The sequence below is a fragment of the Rahnella sp. 1L-D-7-B-C2 genome, assembly GCF_057290995.1.
This window is the reverse complement of sequence record NZ_JBXAVQ010000001.1, coordinates 372042-392505: the sequence shown is the minus strand read 5'-3', so window position 1 is coordinate 392505 and position 20464 is coordinate 372042. Positions and strand designations below refer to the sequence as shown.

At 52.1% G+C, this 20464-nt stretch carries 18 protein-coding genes; 9 read left to right on the top strand and 9 right to left on the bottom strand.

The window, feature by feature from the left end; genetic code table 11:
- Positions 1 to 2: 2 nt before the first annotated feature.
- Genes ssuB through ssuE form a run of 5 tightly spaced genes read right to left on the bottom strand, consistent with a single transcriptional unit; the run spans position 3 to position 4376 of the window.
- Entirely contained in the window at positions 3 to 785 is a 783-nt protein-coding gene (gene ssuB, locus AC0Z7K_RS01775; protein WP_413528451.1) for an aliphatic sulfonates ABC transporter ATP-binding protein, read from the bottom strand.
- A complete protein-coding gene (gene ssuC / locus AC0Z7K_RS01770; protein WP_112166317.1) occupies positions 782 to 1573 on the bottom strand; it encodes an aliphatic sulfonate ABC transporter permease SsuC in 792 nt (263 codons plus the stop codon). The genes ssuB and ssuC overlap by 4 nt, the downstream gene beginning before the upstream one ends.
- An 11-nt stretch (positions 1574 to 1584) precedes the next feature.
- Positions 1585 to 2739 carry an FMNH2-dependent alkanesulfonate monooxygenase gene (gene ssuD, locus AC0Z7K_RS01765; RefSeq protein ID WP_485612504.1) on the bottom strand — a complete coding sequence of 385 codons (1155 nt, stop codon included), beginning with the start codon at positions 2737 to 2739 and terminating at the stop codon, positions 1585 to 1587.
- 57 nt (positions 2740 to 2796) lie between these two features.
- Positions 2797 to 3777, bottom strand: a complete 981-nt coding sequence (locus AC0Z7K_RS01760) for an aliphatic sulfonate ABC transporter substrate-binding protein (protein WP_485612503.1) — start codon at positions 3775 to 3777, stop codon at positions 2797 to 2799.
- A 17-nt stretch (positions 3778 to 3794) separates the two neighbouring features.
- Positions 3795 to 4376 carry an NADPH-dependent FMN reductase gene (ssuE, locus tag AC0Z7K_RS01755; protein WP_112166311.1) on the bottom strand — a complete coding sequence of 194 codons (582 nt, stop codon included), beginning with the start codon at positions 4374 to 4376 and terminating at the stop codon, positions 3795 to 3797.
- A gap of 314 nt (positions 4377 to 4690) precedes the next feature.
- Between ssuE and pyrD the strand changes: the two genes are divergently transcribed.
- Both pyrD and AC0Z7K_RS01745 read left to right on the top strand, forming a co-directional pair.
- Entirely contained in the window at positions 4691 to 5701 is a 1011-nt protein-coding gene (pyrD, locus tag AC0Z7K_RS01750; protein WP_413528454.1) for a quinone-dependent dihydroorotate dehydrogenase, read from the top strand.
- A 187-nt stretch (positions 5702 to 5888) separates the two neighbouring features.
- Positions 5889 to 6437, top strand: a complete 549-nt coding sequence (locus AC0Z7K_RS01745) for a cell division protein ZapC (RefSeq protein WP_485612502.1) — start codon at positions 5889 to 5891, stop codon at positions 6435 to 6437.
- A gap of 69 nt (positions 6438 to 6506) precedes the next feature.
- Here the strand turns inward: AC0Z7K_RS01745 and AC0Z7K_RS01740 are convergent, their stop codons facing one another.
- Positions 6507 to 7610 (bottom strand): YcbX family protein, encoded by a 1104-nt coding sequence (locus AC0Z7K_RS01740; RefSeq protein WP_485612500.1) that lies wholly within the window; start codon positions 7608 to 7610, stop codon positions 6507 to 6509.
- A gap of 110 nt (positions 7611 to 7720) precedes the next feature.
- Between AC0Z7K_RS01740 and rlmKL the strand changes: the two genes are divergently transcribed.
- The 6 genes from rlmKL to rmf all read left to right on the top strand — a co-directional run bounded on the left by rlmKL (position 7721) and on the right by rmf (position 15749).
- Positions 7721 to 9841 (top strand): bifunctional 23S rRNA (guanine(2069)-N(7))-methyltransferase RlmK/23S rRNA (guanine(2445)-N(2))-methyltransferase RlmL, encoded by a 2121-nt coding sequence (gene rlmKL, locus AC0Z7K_RS01735; RefSeq protein ID WP_485612498.1) that lies wholly within the window; start codon positions 7721 to 7723, stop codon positions 9839 to 9841.
- A gap of 5 nt (positions 9842 to 9846) precedes the next feature.
- Positions 9847 to 11751 (top strand): ABC transporter ATP-binding protein, encoded by a 1905-nt coding sequence (locus tag AC0Z7K_RS01730; protein WP_485612496.1) that lies wholly within the window; start codon positions 9847 to 9849, stop codon positions 11749 to 11751.
- A gap of 78 nt (positions 11752 to 11829) precedes the next feature.
- Positions 11830 to 13098, top strand: a complete 1269-nt coding sequence (pqiA, locus tag AC0Z7K_RS01725) for a membrane integrity-associated transporter subunit PqiA (protein ID WP_485612867.1) — start codon at positions 11830 to 11832, stop codon at positions 13096 to 13098.
- A complete protein-coding gene (pqiB, locus tag AC0Z7K_RS01720; RefSeq protein WP_413528459.1) occupies positions 13085 to 14737 on the top strand; it encodes an intermembrane transport protein PqiB in 1653 nt (550 codons plus the stop codon). Before pqiA ends, pqiB begins: the two co-directional genes overlap by 14 nt.
- On the top strand, positions 14737 to 15306 hold the full coding sequence (gene pqiC / locus AC0Z7K_RS01715; RefSeq protein ID WP_485612865.1) for a membrane integrity-associated transporter subunit PqiC: 570 nt from the start codon (positions 14737 to 14739) through the stop codon (positions 15304 to 15306). Before pqiB ends, pqiC begins: the two co-directional genes overlap by 1 nt.
- Before the next feature lie 275 nt (positions 15307 to 15581).
- The gene (gene rmf, locus AC0Z7K_RS01710) at positions 15582 to 15749 is read left to right on the top strand and encodes a ribosome modulation factor (protein WP_112166295.1); all 168 of its coding nucleotides are present in this window, start codon (positions 15582 to 15584) and stop codon (positions 15747 to 15749) included.
- Positions 15750 to 15940: 191 nt separating this feature from the next.
- Here rmf and fabA read toward each other — a convergent pair whose 3' ends face one another.
- Positions 15941 to 16459 (bottom strand): bifunctional 3-hydroxydecanoyl-ACP dehydratase/trans-2-decenoyl-ACP isomerase, encoded by a 519-nt coding sequence (fabA, locus tag AC0Z7K_RS01705; protein ID WP_413528460.1) that lies wholly within the window; start codon positions 16457 to 16459, stop codon positions 15941 to 15943.
- Positions 16460 to 16527: 68 nt separating this feature from the next.
- Complete coding sequence (locus tag AC0Z7K_RS01700; protein ID WP_485612493.1) at positions 16528 to 18294, bottom strand: AAA family ATPase; 1767 nt, start codon at positions 18292 to 18294, stop codon at positions 16528 to 16530.
- A gap of 210 nt (positions 18295 to 18504) precedes the next feature.
- Between AC0Z7K_RS01700 and matP the strand changes: the two genes are divergently transcribed.
- Positions 18505 to 18963 carry a macrodomain Ter protein MatP gene (gene matP, locus AC0Z7K_RS01695; protein WP_112166292.1) on the top strand — a complete coding sequence of 153 codons (459 nt, stop codon included), beginning with the start codon at positions 18505 to 18507 and terminating at the stop codon, positions 18961 to 18963.
- Positions 18964 to 19100: 137 nt separating this feature from the next.
- Here matP and ompA read toward each other — a convergent pair whose 3' ends face one another.
- Entirely contained in the window at positions 19101 to 20177 is a 1077-nt protein-coding gene (gene ompA, locus AC0Z7K_RS01690; RefSeq protein WP_413528462.1) for a porin OmpA, read from the bottom strand.
- Between the last annotated feature and the right edge of the window lie 287 nt (positions 20178 to 20464).

The window sequence follows — 20464 nt, the reverse complement described above, 5'->3', positions numbered from 1 at the left end:
AGTTACCGCTGGGCGCGTATCGCTTTCTGTGAAACCGTCGGCGCAGGCTGAGGCGTCAAAACTCGCTCCAGCACTTCGGCTTCCAGTTCTGCCAGTCTTGCCGAACCTTTACGACGTGGACGCGGCAAATCGACGGTTAAATCCATCCCAATCTGCCCCTGATCAATCAGGATCACCCGGTCGGCCACCGTGACGGCTTCACTCACATCATGCGTCACCAGCAGCACGGTAAAATCATGTTGCTGCCACAGGCGTTCGATCAGGCTTTGCATTTCGATACGGGTCAGGGCATCCAGTGCGCCGAGTGGTTCATCCAGTAACAATAAGCGCGGGCGATGGATTAACGCACGTGCCAGCGCCACACGCTGTTTTTGTCCGCCTGACAGCGCCGAAGGCCACTCGTCGGCGCGATCCGCCAGTCCGACTTCTTCCAGAGCCGCCAGCGCAGCTTCGCGCCATTTGCCTTTTAAGCCCAGCCCGACGTTATCGATCACTTTCTTCCATGGCAGCAGACGGTCATCCTGAAACATCAGCCGCGTATCGTCACGTACCTGACTCAGCGGGGCGCTGGCGCTGAGCAGTTCGCCCTGCGTGGTTTTTTCCAGACCGGCGAGCAGGCGTAGTAACGTACTTTTTCCGCAGCCGCTGCGGCCCACCACTGCTACAAACTGGCCGGGCGGAATGCGCAGATTGATGTCATTGAGCACGGCGCGGTTGCCGTACTTTTTGGTGATGCCGGAAAGCGTAACCGGCGTGCCTTGCGGGATTCGTGCAGGTGCGCTCATGCGGCGTCTCCTTGTTTTTTCTGATAAGCGGGATGCCAGCGCAGCCAGACACTTTCCAGCTGGCGCGCTAAAATATCGGCCAGTTTGCCAAGGATTGCGTACAACACGATGGCGACCACTACGACGTCAGTTTGTAAAAATTCACGCGCATTCATCGCCAGATAACCTATGCCTGAATTGGCCGAAATGGTTTCGGCGACGATAAGCGTCAGCCACATGAACCCGAGCGCAAAGCGCACGCCGACCATAATCGACGGCAGCGCGCCCGGTAACACCACCTGAATGAACAGCGGGAAACCGGACAAACCGTAGCTGCGCGACATCTCCAGCAGGCCGCGGTCAATGTTGCGGATACCGTGATAGGTATTGAGATAAATCGGGAACAGCGTCCCCAGGGCGACCAGGAAAATTTTGGCGGTTTCATCAATGCCGAACCACAAAATCACCAGCGGGATCAGGGCCAGATGGGGAATATTGCGCAACATTTGCAGAGAGCTGTCGAGCAGCCGCTCGCCCCAGCGGGAAAGCCCGGTGATAAAGCCGAGCAGCAAGCCCAGGCTGCCGCCGATAGCAAAACCGGTCAGTGCGCGGAAAGTGCTGATTTTCAGGTTTTGCCAGAGATCACCACTCTTCGCCAGTGTCCAGAACGCTTCGACCACCGCACTGGGCGCGGGAAGAATCCGGTTGGATAACCAGCCCGCTTCGACGGCAAGCTGCCAGCCGCCGATCAGCGCCACCGGCACAATCCACGGCAAAATACGGTCTAACCAGCGTTGTGATGAGGTCATGTCTGTTCTCCTTAATGCTGGCTGGCGACTTTTTTGTTGGCGAAGTCGTGAGCAACCAGCTCACCGCGCGGCAAAATAGCCTTCTTCACCACCTGCTCATCTTCCTGTTTAGCCAGATCCAGATGCGGGAACAGCAGCTCGCTGACGCGGTAGGCTTCTTCCAGATGCGGATAACCGGAGAAAATAAAGGTATCGATGCCCAGATCGGCGTATTCCTGCATACGTGCCGCCACGGTTGGACCGTCGCCTACCAACGCAGTGCCTGCGCCAGTGCGTACCAGACCGATGCCAGCCCAAAGATTCGGGTAGATTTCCAGTTTATTGCGATCGCCGCCGTGTAAAGCCGCCATACGGTGCTGGCCTACGGAATCGGTTTTGGCAAATGCCGCCTGGGCGCGTTGAATGGTTTCATCATCAATGTTGGCGATAAGACGGTCGGCGGCCTGCCAGGCTTCTTCATTCGTTTCGCGCACAATCACATGCAGACGGATCCCGAAGCGCACCGTGCGACCATGGGCAGCAGCTTTCGCGCGAACCTGATCAATTTTCTCTTTCACGGAAGCCGGTGGCTCCCCCCACGTCAGATATAGCTCAACCTGTTCTGCAGCCAGATCCTGCGCTTCCTCAGACGAACCACCGAAATACAGCGGCGGGCGAGGGTACTGAACCGGGGGATGCATCAGGCTCGCGCCTTTAACCTGAATATGTTTGCCTTCGTAATCCACCGTTTCGCCTTCCAGAACGCGACGCCAGATACGGGTGAATTCGGCAGAGGCTTCGTAACGCTCTTTGTGATTAAGATGAAGACCTTCGGCGGCCAGCTCAGCCGGATCGCCGCCGGTCACCAGATTAAACAGCGCGCGGCCACCGGACAGCCTGTCGAGCGTTGCCGCCTGACGGGCAGCCAGCGTCGGAGAGATAATCCCCGGCCGCAGCGCCACCAGGAATTTCAGCCTCTGAGTAACGGAAATCAGTGAGGCGGCGACCAGCCATGAGTCTTCGCATGAACGGCCTGTAGGCAGCAGCACGCCGCCGAATCCTAAGCGATCGGCCGCTTGTGCAATCTGTTGCAGATAACCGTGGTCAACGACGCGCGCACCTTCTTCAGTGCCTAAATAGCGACCGTCGCCGTGGGTAGGTAAAAACCAGAATACGTTAAGACTCATGGGTGACTCCTCTGTCGTTCGTTTCCGCTCGTGGATGGCGGTTAAATAGTCGGATATTCAGTTCGCTTGTACTGTTGGTTTCCAGATGCGGTCTTTGATTTCGACTTGCTTTGGCAAAATATGGTTTTCGTAGAACAGATCGGCGGTTTGCTGCTGGCGCTTTTCCGTTTCGGCACTGACGGGGGTGATAGGCAAATCCGGCAGATGATCCAGATACGACGCCACTACTTTTTCCGGCAGGCCCATCGACTGGGAAAGCAGCCTGATGCTCTGGTCGCGATCGGTTTTGGTCAGCGTATTCGCCTGCGTTAACACCGTCAGAACCTGCTGGATAAACTGCGGATTGGCTTCGGTATATTTTTTCGGCGCAAGATAGAAGGAACCGGTCTGATGGAGAGACGAGCCATCGGTCAGCACCCGGACATTCCCCTGAACCTGCGCGGCGGAGTAGTACGGATCCCAGATGGCCCAGGCGTCGACGTCATGCTGCTGAAAAGCCGCGCGGGCATCGGCGGGCGTCAGATAGACTGGCTGGATATCGCTGAGTTTGAGCCCGGCCTGTTGCAGGGCGCGGATCAGTAAATTGTGCGAGCTGGAACCTTTCTGGAAGGCAACTTTATGACCTTTAAGATCGGCGACGTTTTTGATCGGGCTGTCATTGTCGACCAGAATCACTTCTGCTTTGGGCTTTGGCGGTTCCGAGCCGATATAGAGCAGATCTGCGCCGGCTGCCTGCGCGAACAGCGGTGGCAAATCACCGGTGCCGCCTAAATCGATACTGCCGACATTAAGTGCTTCGAGGATCTGCGGCCCGGCAGGGAATTCAATCCAGGTGATTTTGGTATCAGGAAAACGCGTTTCCAATAGCTTGTGCGATTTCGCCAGCACCAGTCCGACAGATCCTTTCTGGTAAGCGATGCGCAGTTGCTCCGGCGCTTTTTCTTCTGCTCCCGCGTACGTGCTAAGGAGAAGGCTGGTCAGCAAACCGGCAATTACTGGCAGCCTGCGTAGTGATAACAAAGAGAATGACGCAGTCATGGTGAATTCCTTTTTAGTCAGACGCGCAAAACTTGCGCTGAAAGAGAGGCTGCGGAGTTCGCAATTGGCCGGCGACGGCTGAGTGCCAGATAAAAGTTTTCCAGCGATTCGTTCAGGCGCCCGGCAAGCGCCGGATCCAGCGTCGCAGGGAAGGTGTGATAATCAGTAATCAGGCTGTCATCGGCGAATACACCCTGCAAAACCTCCTGCGCTTTTAACGAGGCGAGGACCGGTTTGAGAGCATAGTCCACCGCCAGCATGTGGCCGATAGACCCAGCGGTCGCCAGCGGCAGAACGACTTTATGGTCGAGCGCGCGTTCAGGCAGTAAATCCAGCAGCGTTTTCAATGCGCCGGAAAACGAGGCTTTGTACACCGGCGTGGCGACGATCAATCCGTCCGCGCTCGCCAGTTCAGCAATCAGTTGTTTGAGCTGCGGGCTGGAGAAATTGGCAAATAGCAGATCATCAGCGGAGAAATCCTGAAGATTGTAGGTAAAAACTTCCACACCGCGGCTTGCCAGCCACTGATGACTGAGCGCCAGCAGGGAAGAAGAACGGGACGGCTGTCGGGGGCTACCTGCCAGGGAAATAACACGCATGTTTATTCTTCCTTATAACAATATGTTATAGAACCATCATTTTTCTTAACAAAGTGAATTAAAACTAGCAGGCAACGCCGTGGGAGCGGAAATCTCAATTTTGGCTATGCATAGTCACAAAACGGATAAAGACGGCAGCGAGGCAGGCGGGAAGGAAGAACAAAAGGCGTAAAACGTGAATCGAAAGTAAATAGAAAGTAATCGTTTGCGCATAAACGCATTTATTGCCACAAATGGCCGGTTATCGTTTCCAATTGACCGGCGGTTAGTCGATAATACTGCCCCGTCTAGCCACCGGGAATCCAGGAGTCTCCATGTATTATCCTCTTGTCAGGAAAGCACTGTTTCAGCTCGATCCAGAGCGCGCCCACGAGTTAACCTTTCGTCAGCTGAGCCGCATTTCCGGCACTCCCCTTGAATTTTTGATCCGCCAGTCTGTACCAACTAAGCCTGTCAGCTGCATGGGATTATCTTTTAAAAACCCGTTAGGTCTTGCCGCTGGCCTGGATAAAGACGGCACCTGTATTGATGCGTTTGGCGCAATGGGCTTTGGATTTGTAGAAGTGGGCACCGTAACGCCGCGTGCGCAGGACGGAAATGAAAAACCCCGTATATTCCGAATTGTTGAAGCAGAAGGCCTGATTAACCGCATGGGCTTTAACAACCACGGCGTCGATAATCTGGTCAATAACGTCAAGAAATCTCGTTTTGGCGGCATCATTGGTATTAATATTGGTAAGAATAAAGATACCCCGGTGGAGCAAGGTAAAGACGATTATCTGACCTGTATGGAGAAGGTATATCCGTATGCGGGCTATATCGCGGTGAATATTTCATCGCCGAACACGCCGGGATTACGTTCGCTGCAATACGGCGAAGCGCTGGATGATTTACTGGCGTCGATCAAAAATAAGCAGCTTGAGCTTCAGCAGCGTCACCAGAAATATGTCCCCGTCGCCGTGAAGATCGCACCAGATCTTTCTGAAGAGGAATTGATCCAAATAGCCGACAGTCTGGTGCGTCATAATATGGATGGTGTTATTGCGACCAACACAACGCTCGACCGCAAACTTGTTCAGGGACTTAATTATTGCGAACAAGTGGGTGGCCTCAGCGGTCGTCCGGTGCAGTTGCGCAGTACAGAAATCATCCGTATGTTGTCGAATGAGTTACAAGACCGCCTCCCTATTATTGGCGTCGGCGGGATTGATTCTTTAACCGCTGCGCGCGAAAAAATGGCGGCGGGTGCATCTTTAATTCAAATCTATTCCGGATTTATCTTCAAAGGTCCGCGTCTCATCAAAGATATTGTTACCCATATCTAATATTTTTCATCCTGAAGACGAGTCAGGGGTTTATTTATTAACCCGGCTCGTCTATATTTTGTCCACTGACCTTAATTAAGACTCAGGATTTGTCTGATTTCTTTTCATTATAAAAAATTCTATTCTTAACAGAGTAGCGGGTAATGAAGTCAGATTGGCGGGCATTGAGGGTGAACAGGATGACGAAATGAAAATCAAACCAGATGATAATTGGCGTTGGTATTTTGATGCTGAACATGACCGGCTGATGCTGGATCTGGCCAATGGCATGATTTTTCGTTCCCGTTTCCCGGCTAAAATGCTCACGCCCGATGCATTCGGCGATATGACTTTCTGCGTCGATGACGCCGCGTTGTATTTCGATTTCGAAGAACAATGCAAACAAATTAAACTCGGTGCAGAACAACGCGCCGAATTAGTATTAAACGCCTTAGTCGCCTTCCGTTTCTTAAAACCACTGATGCCAAAGAGCTGGCATTTCAGTCAGCAGGTTCGCACTTTCCAGCCTGGCAACGGCCAGCTTGCAGAAGTGCAGGTAACAGAAAGCGGTGAGCGAGCAACATTGTTGATTGTCGAATCAGGCGAAAACGCCAGTCTATGCCTGCTGGCGCAAGAAAGACTGACGGTCGCGGGCCGGGGAATGGTGCTGGGTGATGCGATTAAAATCATGCATGATCGTATGATGCCAGCCACTGTCCGCACCAGCAATCGCGACCTGTACGATCAGGCGGTTTAATCCTTTATCTTGTTGAATGAGTTAAACACTGATAAAGCCCGCCTGACCTTCCTGCCAGTTTCAAATATTCTAGCCGAGCACGATGTCTGATGCCGGAATACAGCTGCATGCCAAAATCGTCCCGTCTTTTCCCACTGCGCTTTCTTTTAGCGGCGACACTTGCCCGTCTCGTAACGTCATTTTACAGGCTCCACAAATTCCTGCCCGGCAAGAATAAGGGATGCGTAACCCCTGTAACTCAAGCTGTTCGAGTAAAATCTGCTGATTGTTGCCGGTAAATTCGGTGCCCCGATAATTTATCGTCAAAGTCTGCGCGCTGCTTTTAGGCGCTTCAACGCTTTCTACCAATTTACCGACGCCGTAAGGGCGGGGTGGTCTGGTCGCCAGCACCTCGACATTATCGCCTGCGCGTATCACACCGCTATTACGGGCAATCATGTTCTGACCGAAATCAACATCACCGTCGCTGGCCGTACGGTAACTTTGCAGTGTTTTCAGCGGTTCACCGCCGGGATGTTTGCGCCCCTTCTCAATGCTGACCGTTGTGAAAACACAGCGGCTGCACGGTTTGACAACATCAAAAATTACCTCGCCAACACGGATCGTCTGCCAGGTATCTTCGGCATAAGCCTCAGCGCCGCTGACCACAATGTTCGGTCGGAATTGCTCCGTTCTGACGCCGACCGGACAGCGACCTTGTAAATCCAGCATGGAGGCTTCATTAATCAACAGATACGGGAATCCGTCGGCAAACGAAAGTGGTACTTCAGGATGTTTTTTTACCCGTCGGGTCGGTTCTTCGCCGACCCAGCGCAGTTGAACCTCACGCTTTAAATAACCACTTAACCAGCGATTTACCGGTTCTGGCGCGATGAGTGAGGTAAACTGATTGCCCCAGACTTCTGTCGGCTCATTCTGGCCGTTGAATTCAGCGAATTTTACGCTGATGTTGTCGCCTTCCGGCGCGGATAGCATCAGGCCATCGGGTAACAAAACCGGGGTGAACAGCACCAGATTCGGATACTGCCGGGCGGTAATAAACATGCCCTGAGGATCCGTAATCATAAACTGACGGTCAAACGCCAGACCCGTAGCGGTAACCAACGCATGTGAAACTTGCAGGCCGCGCATGGATTTAACCGGGTGAACAAATAAACGTGAAAGAATGGGCACTTAACATCGCCTCTCTGATTTCTGATCCTAAAAGATAACCAGAGACTTTATGACAAGCGCCCGGGATTAGCTATAATGCGCAACTATTTTATTTTTGGTGATATGTCGATATGAACTCTTTGTTTGCCAGCACGGCGCGTGGACTGGAAGAACTGTTAAAAAGCGAACTGGAAACGCTGGGCGCGCAAGCCTGCAAAGTTGTGCAGGGAGGGGTGCATTTTGAAGGTGACGATCGCCTGATGTATAAAAGCTTGCTGTGGAGCCGTCTGGCTTCGCGCATCCTGCTGCCTCTGAACGAATTTAAAGTCCACAGTGACTTAGACCTGTATATGGGCGTGATGGCGATCGACTGGCCGGAAATTTTCAGCGTCGATAAAACCTTTGCGGTCCATTTCAGCGGCCTGAACGACGAAATTCGCAACAGTCAGTACGGTGCCTTGAAAGTGAAAGATGCCATCGTTGACAGCTTTACCCGCAAAATGGATGAACGTCCTAACGTCGCAAAACAGTTGCCTGACATCCGCGTTAACGTCTTCCTGCAGCGTGACACCGCCAGTGTGGCGTTGGATCTGAGCGGCGAAGGTCTGCATCAGCGTGGCTACCGTGATCTTGCCGGCCAGGCACCGCTGAAAGAAAACCTCGCAGCCGCTATCGTCATGCGCTCCGGCTGGCAGTCGGGCACACCGATGCTGGATCCGATGTGTGGTTCCGGTACTTTGCTTATCGAAGCGGCCATGATCGCATGCGATCGCGCGCCGGGCCTGCATCGCCCACACTGGGGTTTCACCGGCTGGAATAAATTTGATACCGAACTGTGGCGTGAGCTGACCACGGAAGCGCAGGTACGTACACGCCGCGCCGTGCAGGAAACCACATCGCGTTTCTTTGGCTCTGATATCGACCGTCGTGTGATCGAGATGGCGCGCTCCAACGCCCGCCGTGCCGGTGTTGCAGAGTTGATCAGTTTCGAAGCCGCTGAAGTTGGCAAACTGGTGAATCCGTTACCTGAAGGCCCGACCGGCACCGTCATCAGCAACCCGCCGTACGGCGAACGTCTGGAAAGCGAACCGGCTCTGATTGCGTTGCATAACCAACTGGGCCGCATCATGAAGATGCAGTTCGGCGGCTGGCAGCTGTCGCTGTTCAGCGCATCGCCTGAATTGCTGAGCTGCGTGCAACTGCGCGCCGAACGCCAGTTCAAAGCCAAAAACGGCCCGCTGGAATGCGTGCAGAAAAACTATCAGCTGTCGGAAAACCCGACTGGCGCCGCGGGCGTGCAGATGGCGGAAGATTACGCCAACCGTCTGCGCAAGAACGTCAAAAAGCTGGAGAAATGGGCCAAACAGCAGGGAATCGAATGTTATCGCCTGTATGACGCCGATTTGCCGGATTACAACGTGGCCGTCGACCGCTACGGCAGCAAAGTCGTGGTTCAGGAATACGCACCGCCAAAAACGGTTGATGCGCAAAAAGCCCGTCAGCGTCTGTTCGATGTGATAAATGCTACGCTCTCCGTGCTGGATGTTTCCTCCAGCCAACTGGTGTTGAAAACCCGCGAACGTCAGAAGGGCACCAACCAGTACGAAAAACTGGCGCAGAAAGGTGAATTCCAGCTGGTAGAAGAATTTAATGCCAAGCTTTGGGTGAACCTGACTGATTATCTCGATACCGGTTTATTCCTCGATCACCGCATCGCGCGCAAAATGCTGGGCGAGATGAGCAACGGTAAAGACTTCCTTAATCTGTTCGCTTACACCGGCACCGCCAGTGTGCATGCGGGGTTGGGTGGCGCTCGCAGCACTACCACCGTCGATATGTCCCGTACTTATCTGGAATGGGCGGAGAAAAATCTGCGCGTTAACGGCCTGACCGGTCGTCAGCATCGCCTGATTCAGGCGGATTGTCTGTCTTACCTTGGCATGTGTGACGAACAGTTTGATGTGATCTTTATCGATCCACCGACGTTCTCTAACTCCAAGCGTATGGCCGAAAGTTTCGACGTTCAGCGCGATCATCTTTCATTAATGAAAGATTTGAAGCGTATCCTGCGTCGCAACGGTACCATCATGTTCTCCAACAATAAGCGCGGTTTCCAGATGGATCTCGACGGACTGAGCAAGCTGGGTCTGAGCGCGAAAGAAATCACCAGCCAAACCCTGTCACAGGATTTTGCCCGTAATCGTCAAATTCATAACTGCTGGCTGCTGTCCCATGCTGGCGAGGAAAAATAAAGTTTATGTCGTTAATTAGTATGTCAGGTGCCTGGCTGTCATTCAGTGACTCGCCGCTGTTGGATAACACCGAATTGCACATTGAGCCAAACGAGCGCGTTTGCCTTGTTGGCCGTAACGGCGCCGGTAAATCGACGCTGATGAAAATTCTGAACCGCGAAGTGCCGCTTGATGACGGGCGCATCGTGTACGAACAGGATCTGATTGTGGCGCGTCTGCAACAGGATCCGCCACGTAACGTTGCCGGTACCGTATTTGATTTCGTCTCTGAAGGCGTATTTGAGCAGGCTGAGCATCTGAAGGCCTATCACGCCATTTCGCATCTGGTCGAAACTGACCCGAGCGAAAAGAACATGAACAAACTGGCGCAGGTGATGGAGATCCTCGATCACCAGGGCCTTTGGCAGCTCGACAGCCGGATCAACGAAGTGTTGTTGAAACTGGGTCTGGATGCGGATACCGAATTGAAATCTCTGTCCGGCGGCTGGCTGCGTAAAGCCGCGCTGGGCCGTGCACTGGTCAGCGCGCCACAGATCCTGTTGCTTGACGAACCGACCAACCACCTGGACATCGAGAGCATCGCGTGGCTGGAAGAGTTCCTGAAAGAGTTTCAGGGCAGCATTATCTTCATTTCCCATGACCGTTCTTTCATCCGCAATATGGCGACCCGAATTGTCGATCTCGATCGCGGCAAACTGGTGTCCTACCCGGGCAACTACGAAGCTTACCTGCTGGCGAAAGAAGAAGCGTTGCGTGTTGAAGAACTGCAAAATGCTGAATTCGACAAGAAACTGGCGCAGGAAGAGGTGTGGATCCGTCAGGGCATTAAAGCGCGTCGTACCCGTAATGAAGGCCGCGTTCGTGCTCTGAAAGCGTTGCGTAAAGAGCGTTCAGACCGTCGTGAAGTGATGGGCACCGCCAAAATGCAGGTGGTTGAGGCCTCAACGTCCGGCAAGATTGTCTTCGAAATGGAAGACGTCAGCTATGCGATTGCCGGTAAGCAACTGGTAAGTCACTTCTCTGCACAAGTGATGCGCGGTGATAAAATTGCGCTGGTGGGTCCGAACGGCTGTGGTAAAACCACATTGCTCAAACTGATGTTAAGTCAGATTCAGGCCGACAGCGGCCGCGTTCACTGCGGCACCAAGCTGGAAGTGGCTTACTTCGATCAGCACCGTGCCGAACTTGATCCTGAACGTACCGTGATGGATAACCTTGCCGAAGGTAAACAAGAAGTCATGGTCAATGGTCGCTCCCGCCATGTGCTGGGTTACCTGCAGGACTTCCTGTTCCACCCGAAACGCGCAATGACGCCGGTGAAAGCGCTGTCAGGCGGCGAGCGTAACCGCCTGCTGCTGGCTAAACTGTTCCTGCGTCCAAGCAACCTGTTGATTCTCGATGAACCGACCAATGACCTGGATGTGGAAACGCTGGAGCTGCTGGAAGAGATGATCGACAGCTATCAGGGCACCGTGATGCTGGTGAGCCATGACCGTGAATTCGTGGATAACTCGGCGACTGAATGCTGGATTTACGAAGGCAACGGCGTAATCAACAGCTATGTGGGCGGCTATTTTGATGCGCAGCAGCAGCGCCGTAACCAGAAGCCAATCCGTCAGGTTGCGCCGACCGAAAATAAACCGTCTGCACAACCTAAAGCAGAACCGGCCAAACGCACGGCGAACAAGCTCAGCTATAATCAACAACGTGAGCTGGAACAATTGCCTCTGCAAATCAGCACACTGGAAGGGAAAATTGAAGCACTGCAACAGCAGATGAGCGATGCGAATTTCTTCACACTTCCTCATGAAGAAACGCAGCAAGTGCTTGCCGCTTTCGCTGCGGCAGAGCAGGAGTTAGAGCAGGCGTTCGAACGTTGGGAAGCGCTGGAAGCGCAGAAAAACGGCTAACACTGCACACTTATCGGTAACCGGTCTAATGGATAACCGGTTGCCGATATCTTTGGCCTTTCCGCTATTGAGGAGTCGATTGTGTGTTCTGATGCCCATGGCCCGCACATTTTATGCCCCCAATGCGACATGCTGGTGGCAATACCTGGTCTGCATATCGGGCAGAAGGCCGTGTGTCCCCGTTGCCATACAACGCTGACAACCCGCTGGAATGAACCACGCAGACGCCCCGTCGGTTACGCAATCAGCGCCTTATTTATGCTGGTGCTGGCCAACCTTTTCCCCTTCGTTAATATGAATGTTGCCGGACTGAGCAGCGAAGTCACGCTGGTGCAGATCCCGCAGGTATTGGTGTCAGAAGATTACGCCAGTATGGCATCACTGTTTATGATCGTGGTGCAACTGCTTCCGGCAATATGCATGGTGTCGATCATCATCCTTTATAAGGGGATGAATATTCCAGTCCACTGGAAAGTCAGTATCGCCCGCACTCTGTTCAGGCTGAAAAGCTGGTGCATGGTGGAGATTTTTCTCGCAGGCGTCCTGGTCAGCTTCGTTAAACTGATGGCCTACGGTGACGTGGGGGTCGGGACCAGTTTCATCCCTTATGTCCTGTTTTGCTTACTGCAACTACGCGCCTTCCAGTGCACCGATCGTTTCTGGCTATGGCAGCACATTGAGCCAGCGCCGGCGGTGGAGCAACCAGTTCGCGTGGGTGAAAGTGGTCTGCGTCAGGGGCTTCGTTCCTGTCATTGCTGCATGGCGATTTTGCCGGTCGACCAGACCGAGTGCGGACGTTGTAAAAGCAAAGGACATGCGCGGCGTAAGAACAGCTTGCAATGGACGATGGCGCTGCTGGTCACCTCAATTTTGTTATATCTCCCGGCGAATCTGCTGCCAATTATGATCACACAGGTATTGGGAACCCCGATGCCTTCGACGATCATGGCCGGCGTCGTGCTGCTATGGAGTGATGGTTCGTACCCGGTAGCGATGGTGATTTTTATCGCCAGTATCATGGTGCCGACCTTAAAAATGATTGCTATTGCGTGGCTATGCTGGGACGCAAACAGCAATAAAGAAATCGACCGTGAAAGGTTGCATGTGATTTACGAACTGGTTGAATTTGTCGGCCGCTGGTCGATGATAGACGTGTTTGTAATTGCGGTACTTTCTGCGCTGGTAAGAATGGGGCAGCTCATGAGTATTTATCCGGACATCGGCGCGCTGCTGTTTGCTGGCGTCGTCATCCTCACTATGTTCGCTGCAATGACGTTTGACCCAAGGCTCATTTGGGATCGTGCCGGAATGAAATCTACAAAGGAGCCACAAGATGGCAGGAAATAATATGGCAGAGCATGACGGAACTGCCAAAGTAGAAAAGATTAAACGCTGGTCACCGGTGTGGATTGTCCCGATCGTCACTGCGCTGATCGGGGCATGGATCCTGTTTTACCACTACAGCCATCAGGGACCGGAAGTCACTCTGATCACCACGACAGCAGAAGGAATTGAGGGCGGGAAAACCACCATCAAAAGCCGAAACGTTGATGTGGGTAAAGTTGAAACAGTGACCCTGAGCGATGACTTACAGCAGGTCATTATCAAGGCACGTCTGAACACCGGTATGGAAAAAATGCTGCGTGATGATTCCGTATTCTGGGTGGTCAAACCGCAAATCGGCCGCGAAGGCGTCTCCGGTCTGGGCACATTGTTGTCCGGCGCGTATATCCAGCTACAACCGGGCAATAAAGGCAGCGAAAAATCAGAATATAAACTAGATGACTCTCCGCCGCTGGCCTCGCCAGATGCTAAAGGTATTCGCGTGGTTCTGGAGAGTGAACGCTCTGGCCAGCTTAGCCCCGGTGACCCTGTGCTGTTCCGTGGTTTCCAGGTGGGTACTGTTGAAACCAGCCACTTTGATCCGAAAGCCCGTAACATCAAATACCAGCTCTTCATTCGCGCGCCTTATGACACGCTGGTATCTGACAATGTGCGCTTCTGGAAAGACAGCGGCGTTAACTTTGATATGTCTGCTGCCGGTATGCGTGTGGAAATGGGTTCTCTGACCACGCTGTTTAGTGGTGGCGTCAGCTTTGATATTCCTAATGGCTGGACGCAAGGGCAGGAAGCGAAAAACGGCGATAACTACCAGCTGTTTGACGATCAAAAAAGCATTCAGGAATCGCTGTATACCCGCCATATGGATTACGTGATGTTCTTCTCTGATTCTGTTCGCGGCCTGCAACCGGGTGCGCCGGTCGAATTCCGCGGCATCAGGCTCGGTACGGTTTCAGAAGTACCTTTCCCGATCAATGCGCTGAAACAGCAAATTGCGAACGACTATCGTATCCCTGTGCTGATCCGCATTGAACCGGATCGCTTTGCACAGTTACTCGGCAGCGATTTTAACATTGCCGATCATATTCGTGATGGTATCGCTGAGGGCCTGCGTGCTTCGATGAAATCAGCCAACCTGCTGACAGGCTCGATGTATGTTGATCTCGATTTCTATCCGAATGAAAAACCGTGGAAAGGGCCGCTGGAAGTTGCCGGACATAAACTGCTGCCGACCGTGAGTGGTGGATTCGCGCAGATCCAGCAAAAACTGATGACCACGCTGGATAAAATTAACAATCTGCCAATCGAACCTATGCTGCGTGAAGCCACCAGCACATTAGCCGAAAGTCAGAGAACGATGAAGTCCACGCAGAAAACCATTGAGTCTCTGAATGCGATTGTCAGCAGCAAAGAGATGAAGGCGTTACCTCAGGATATGCAGCAGACGTTGATCCAGCTGAACCGCAGCCTGAAAGGCTTCCAGCCAGGTTCACCTGCGTACGGCAATCTGGTGGGCGATATGCAAAGTCTGGATAAAACCTTGCGTGAGCTTCAGCCGGTACTTAAAACGCTGAACCAGAAAAGTAACGCTCTGATTTTCGCCGCCCCAGGGCAAGATGATCCTCAGCCGAAGAAGGCCAAATGATGAAAAAATGGATACCCGTCGTCTTAGCATTATTCCTGACTGCCTGCAGCAGCAGTGAGCAGAAAACCTACTACCAGCTGCCGGTGCTGAGCAGCTCACCGGCAGCGGGCAGCGCGTCTTCATCTGGCGTGGTGGAGCAGCGTAAGCTGTGGGTTGAGCACGTAAGCGTGGCTGATTATCTGGCAGGTTCAGGGCTGGTGTATCAGACCAATGATGTGCAATACACGCTGACGCAAAATAACCTGTGGGCCAGCCCGCTGGATCAGCAGCTTCAGCAATCACTGGTGACCTATCTGCGCCGAGATTTACCAGGCTATCTGGTTTCAGGTCAGCCAGCCAGTTCCGACGATCAGGATGTGCTGAATGTGAACGTCACCGGTTTCCACGGTCGTTATGATGGCATCGTCGTAGTAAGTGGTAGCTGGACGCTGACTCGTCAGGGGCAGGTCGTTCAGCGTGATTTTGCACTGAATCTGAAACAGGGTGAAGACGGTTATGACGCTTTGGTCAGAACTCTGGCGACCGGATGGCAGCAAGAAGCAAGCCAGATAGCTGCACAAATAAGATAAAAACTTTTTTAGCTTAATTTTATTTAAGCTAAACAATATAAATCCCGGTTTCTGAATTTCAGACGCCGGGATTTTTTATTTGTGATCAGCCAGATGTGATTCTTGATGCGCGATTGATTTGCGCGCAATCCGATAAAGTATCTCAAATTTATGACATTGGTGTGAATTTTGAGCATTGACCTCGTCTGCGATTGCGGCTATTTGTTAGAGGTGGACGCAGAAGCGTACCACTGTTTTCTTTCCACCTAGACCTGAATAAATGAGGGATACAAGGCATGAAGAGACAAAAACGCGATCGCCTGGAACGGGCACAATCACGTGGTTACCAAGCAGGTATTGGCGGGCGCTCTAAAGAGATTTGCCCCTACCAATCGTTAGATGCCCGATCACATTGGCTCGGGGGTTGGCGACAAGCCATGGAGGTCAGGGCCGTTAACGCTTAAGCGACAGCTCTGTCAGAATAAGGAACAACCTCCGCTACGCGCGGAGGTTTTCGTTTGTGTGGTTGGCGATGACGCAAACATGATTCCCGGTAAAATGTTCTCAATAAAAAATAATCAAAAAAAATCATCAGACATAAAAAAACGGCGAACCTTGAAGGCTCGCCGTTCTTTCAAACGCGGTATTTTAACGTTTAGAACGCAGCAGCGTCCTTGAACAGACCGACTTTCAGATCGGTCGCGGTGTAGATCACCACACCGTCAACCAGGACTTCACCATCGGCGACGCCCATAATCAGTTTACGGTTGATGACGCGTTTGAAGTTCAGGCGATAAGTTACCACTTTGGCTGTAGGCAGAACCTGGCCGGTGAATTTCACTTCGCCGACACCGAGTGCGCGGCCTTTGCCTTCGCCACCGAGCCAGCCCAGATAGAAGCCCACTAATTGCCACATGGCGTCCAGACCCAGACAACCAGGCATCACCGGGTCACCGATGAAGTGGCAGCCGAAGAACCACAAATCAGGATTGATATCCAGTTCAGCTTCTACATAGCCTTTGCCATGGCTGCCGCCATCTTCTTGCATCTTGACGATGCGATCCATCATCAGCATGTTGCCTGACGGTAACGGAGGACCGCCAGCGCCGAAGAGTTCACTGCGGCCGGAAGCTATGAGGTCTTCTTTCGTATAGGAATCGCGTTTATCTACCATGTTCTAAGTAAGCCTTATTTTAATGAAGGACGAAGATTAGCTTACAGCTGTAAGCTGAACAACTCCGATCAGCTGTGACTAAACCAGTTCAACCAACGAAGAGGCCAGGGATAACGCGGGCCACCTTGCGATGTTGCCAGCGCAATGCGCTGCTGGATCAACCCCAACAAACTCGGACGCTCTTCTTCACCTTCTCCTTCGTTTGAGTAAATCAGTCCGGTCAGGATAGGCAGCGCTTCGGCTGCGTTATCTACTGCCCATAAATGAAACTGGCCTTCGCGAACGGCGTCCAGTACCTGCGGATGCAGGCACAAGTTACGCACGTTGCTGGCAGGCAGAATGACCCCTTGCTTACCGGTCAAACCGCGACGTTGACAAACTTCGAAGAAACCTTCGATTTTTTCATTAACGCCACCAATAGGTTGCACATTCCCAAACTGATCGACAGAACCTGTCACCGCAATTTGCTGGTTTATCGGCTGCATCGAGAGCGCACTGATCAGTGCGCAGAGTTCAGCAAGGGAGGCGCTGTCGCCATCCACTTCACCGTAAGACTGCTCAAACACAATCGAGGCGGAGAAGGGCAGTGGCTGGTCAAGTTCTAACTCGGATATCAAAAAGGCCTGCATGATCATCATACCCTTGGCATGAAGATTACCGCCCAGTTCCGCTTTACGCTCGACATCAGTAAATTCACCGTCGCCGGTGTGTACGACACAACTAATGCGCGAAGGTTCACCTAATGCCCTCGGGTGCCCTGGATATTCCAGAACGGAGAGGCCGTTGATTTGGCCGACGACTTCTCCTTCGGTTTCAATGCGGATCTGCCCCAGCTCAATTTCATCCTGCATGCGTTCCTGCAAATAGCTTTCACGCCATGCACGGGCATTGGACGCCGCTTCTAACGCCTTCGCGCTCAGAAGCTCGTCTTCGTTGTAGAGAGCCGCTTCGCTAAGTTGCATATTCAGCCAGACCGGGTCTAATGTCAGACTTCCCTGATCGGTACTCTGTCGGATTGCTATTTTCAGAAACTCTGGCCACGCATCCGCAGCAAGCCGCGGGACTTCCAGCTCATCCGCCAGCGTATTGATATATCCGCACCAGGTTTCCATGTCGCTCGGTTCGGTCAGTGGCAAGTCAGCTTCGAATTCACCGTAGATGGAAGAATCCATCAGCTCCGGTTCCATATCACTGAGATCCCCCAGAGACAGGCGATCACCGACCAGAATTACGCGGATATCCAACGGCATCGGCGGAATGGTCGCGGGCAGAGGACGAGTTTCATCAGGTGACACCCAATGATATTGCCCCTCAGTAATCATCTGTTTCAGACGTAACCACATCAGGGGCTGAGCGAGCAGGCTGCGAATCGACAATATCAGCACGCCACCATTGATGTGATGTACCAGACCAGGCTCAAGTTGGAGCTGGTCCTTATACACGCGGACGCAACCAAACAGCTGTTCAGGTTCAATCCATTCGCGGTACTGGCAGGTAAACTTGGCTGCAAAAGCATCTTCTGCCGATTTAGCCGCCAGCAAAGTTACCTTGTTACCTTCAATGTGATAGCGGTTTCCGACGACGTCATCCGGCTCAGGCAACAGCTCGCTGACCACATTGCAGATACGGGAAAGGTACTCACGGTTTTCCTGCGCTTTAAGAACCATAAAGCGGGGGCGGGAGCGGGGATGACAAAACAGCGTTAAACCATTTTCCAGCCGAGGCTGAGTTCCAGCGAAATCGACAGGGGCTAACTGGGCAGCCGTTGCAAAAATTGCCTCATAAGGCGCGGAGTCGGGCAGTAAAAGCTGCCAGTCAAGTCGGTTATTGGTCAATGTGTTAGCTGTTTTCTATAAAAAGGGAAAGTGCGATTATACAAGAATAAACACGGCTGCATACAATGAGAGTCACGACCGAATCCGAGTTACTGCACATTGCTGAACAGGTGCGCAAAAAACAAACAAAATATGCGGGTTTATTTGCAGTGAAAAATGAAATAAAGCTGTTATGCTTAGTAAAGTTACGTGGTCACATAAGAGTTCACGATGAAATATCAGCAACTGGAAAATCTGGAAAGTGGTTGGAAATGGAAATACCTGGTCAAAAAACACCGGGAAGGTGAGCGGATCACCCGCCATTTAGAAAACAGCGCTGCGCAGGAATCAGTGAATCAACTTCTCAGTCTGGAAAGTGAGCCGGTGAAGGTCATGGACTGGATTGCTAACAATATGAATCCGGCACTGGAAAATCGTCTCAAACAAACAATCCGTGCGCGCCGCAAACGTCATTTTAACGCTGAACATCAGCATACCCGCAAGAAGTCCATCGATCTGGAGTTTCTGGTTTGGCAGCGTTTGGCTGGGCTTGCGCAACGACGTGGTGCGACGTTATCCGATACGATTATTCAACTACTCGAAGACGCTGAACGCAAAGAGAAATACGCCAATCAGATGTCTTCACTGAAAGAAGATTTACAGCAAATTCTGGGTAAACAAGACAGCTGATCCTCTCGTCATCAGTGTTTCATAAATAACAGTGACGTTGCTGAATTAATACCCACTTTCAGTCATAACAATAAGCCATAAAAAAACCCCGCCTTGGCGGGGTTTTTGATATCTGTAGCAAAAGCTAAAGAGTGTTATTAAGCCTGTGGCTGAGTAACAGTATCTTTGTAGCCTTTAACTTCGATTTCTACACGACGGTCTGGTGCCAGGCAGTCGATCAGAGCAGCACGGCCTTTAACGGAGTCACAGGTAGAACCAGTAACTGGGTTAGATTTACCCTGGCCTTGTGCAGAGATCTTGTTAGCAGGGATACCTTTAGATACCAGGTAATCTACTACGCTCTGAGCACGTTGCTCAGACAGTTTCTGGTTGTATTGTTCTGAACCGATACGGTCGGTGTAACCCAGAACGATAACAGAACCGTCTTTAGGATCGATTGAGCTCAACTGGCTGTACAGCTGATCCAGAGCCTGTTGGCCTTCTGGTTTCAGAGTCGCTTTGTTGAAGTTGAAGAGAACGTCAGATTTCAGAGTGAATTTCTTAGTCTCTACAACTGGAGCTGGAGCTGGTGCCGGAGCAACAACTGGAGCAGCTGCTTCATCTTGACCGAAACGGTAAGAAACACCCACAGCCAGCATGCCGTTATCAGGACGTGCGCCAACTGTAGCTGCGTCACCGATGTTGTTAACCCACTGGTAATCCAGACGGGTAGCCCAGTTTTTGGTAACTGCGTATTCAACACCAACTGCTGCCAGTGGAGAAACACCGGTGTCGTGGTCGCTGATGCGGCCAGCTGCGCCATTGTTGAAGTTACCTTTAGAGTCTGCACGCCAGACCATACCACCCAGACGGGTGTAGATGTCCAGATCGTCAGTCAGTGGGTAGCTCAATTTAGCAGCCAGCTGAACGCCTTGTGCTTTGAACGCGCCGTTGTTTACGCTGCCTTTAGAAGGCATGCGACCAAGCCAGTCATATCCCATTTCAAAGCCCAGGTATTGGTTCGCTTGGTAACCCAAGAACGCACCTGCACCCAGTTGGCTTTCGTGGGTAGGGCCGTTGCCGATACCTTCGTAAGCGTTTGCGAAACCAGTGTCATGGTATTGGGACCAGCCCAATTTACCACCGGTATACCAGGTGTTATCTTTAGGGGCGGCTTGCGCTACGGTAGCGAAACCTGCCAGTGCCACTGCTAATGCGATAGCTGTCTTTTTCATTTTTGCGCCTCGTTATCATCCAAATAGGCAATTGAGCTTTAAGCTGTAAGCCCTTGGTTAAAATCCTTACGCCAAGGTTATTGCGTCAATTAGGAACTTGCCACTTTACGTTGGCATTATAGAGCAACCTTGGCGTTGTAAAGTCTACAACGTGGCGCGAAACTTACAAGCTTGAAGTGTTAACACCGTGGAAAAAAAGGGAAAAACGTACACATTTTTTAACGTGTTTGACCTTTTGATGACAAAACTTGGAGGATAACTGTGTCAGGAATGCCCGTTTTTACTGG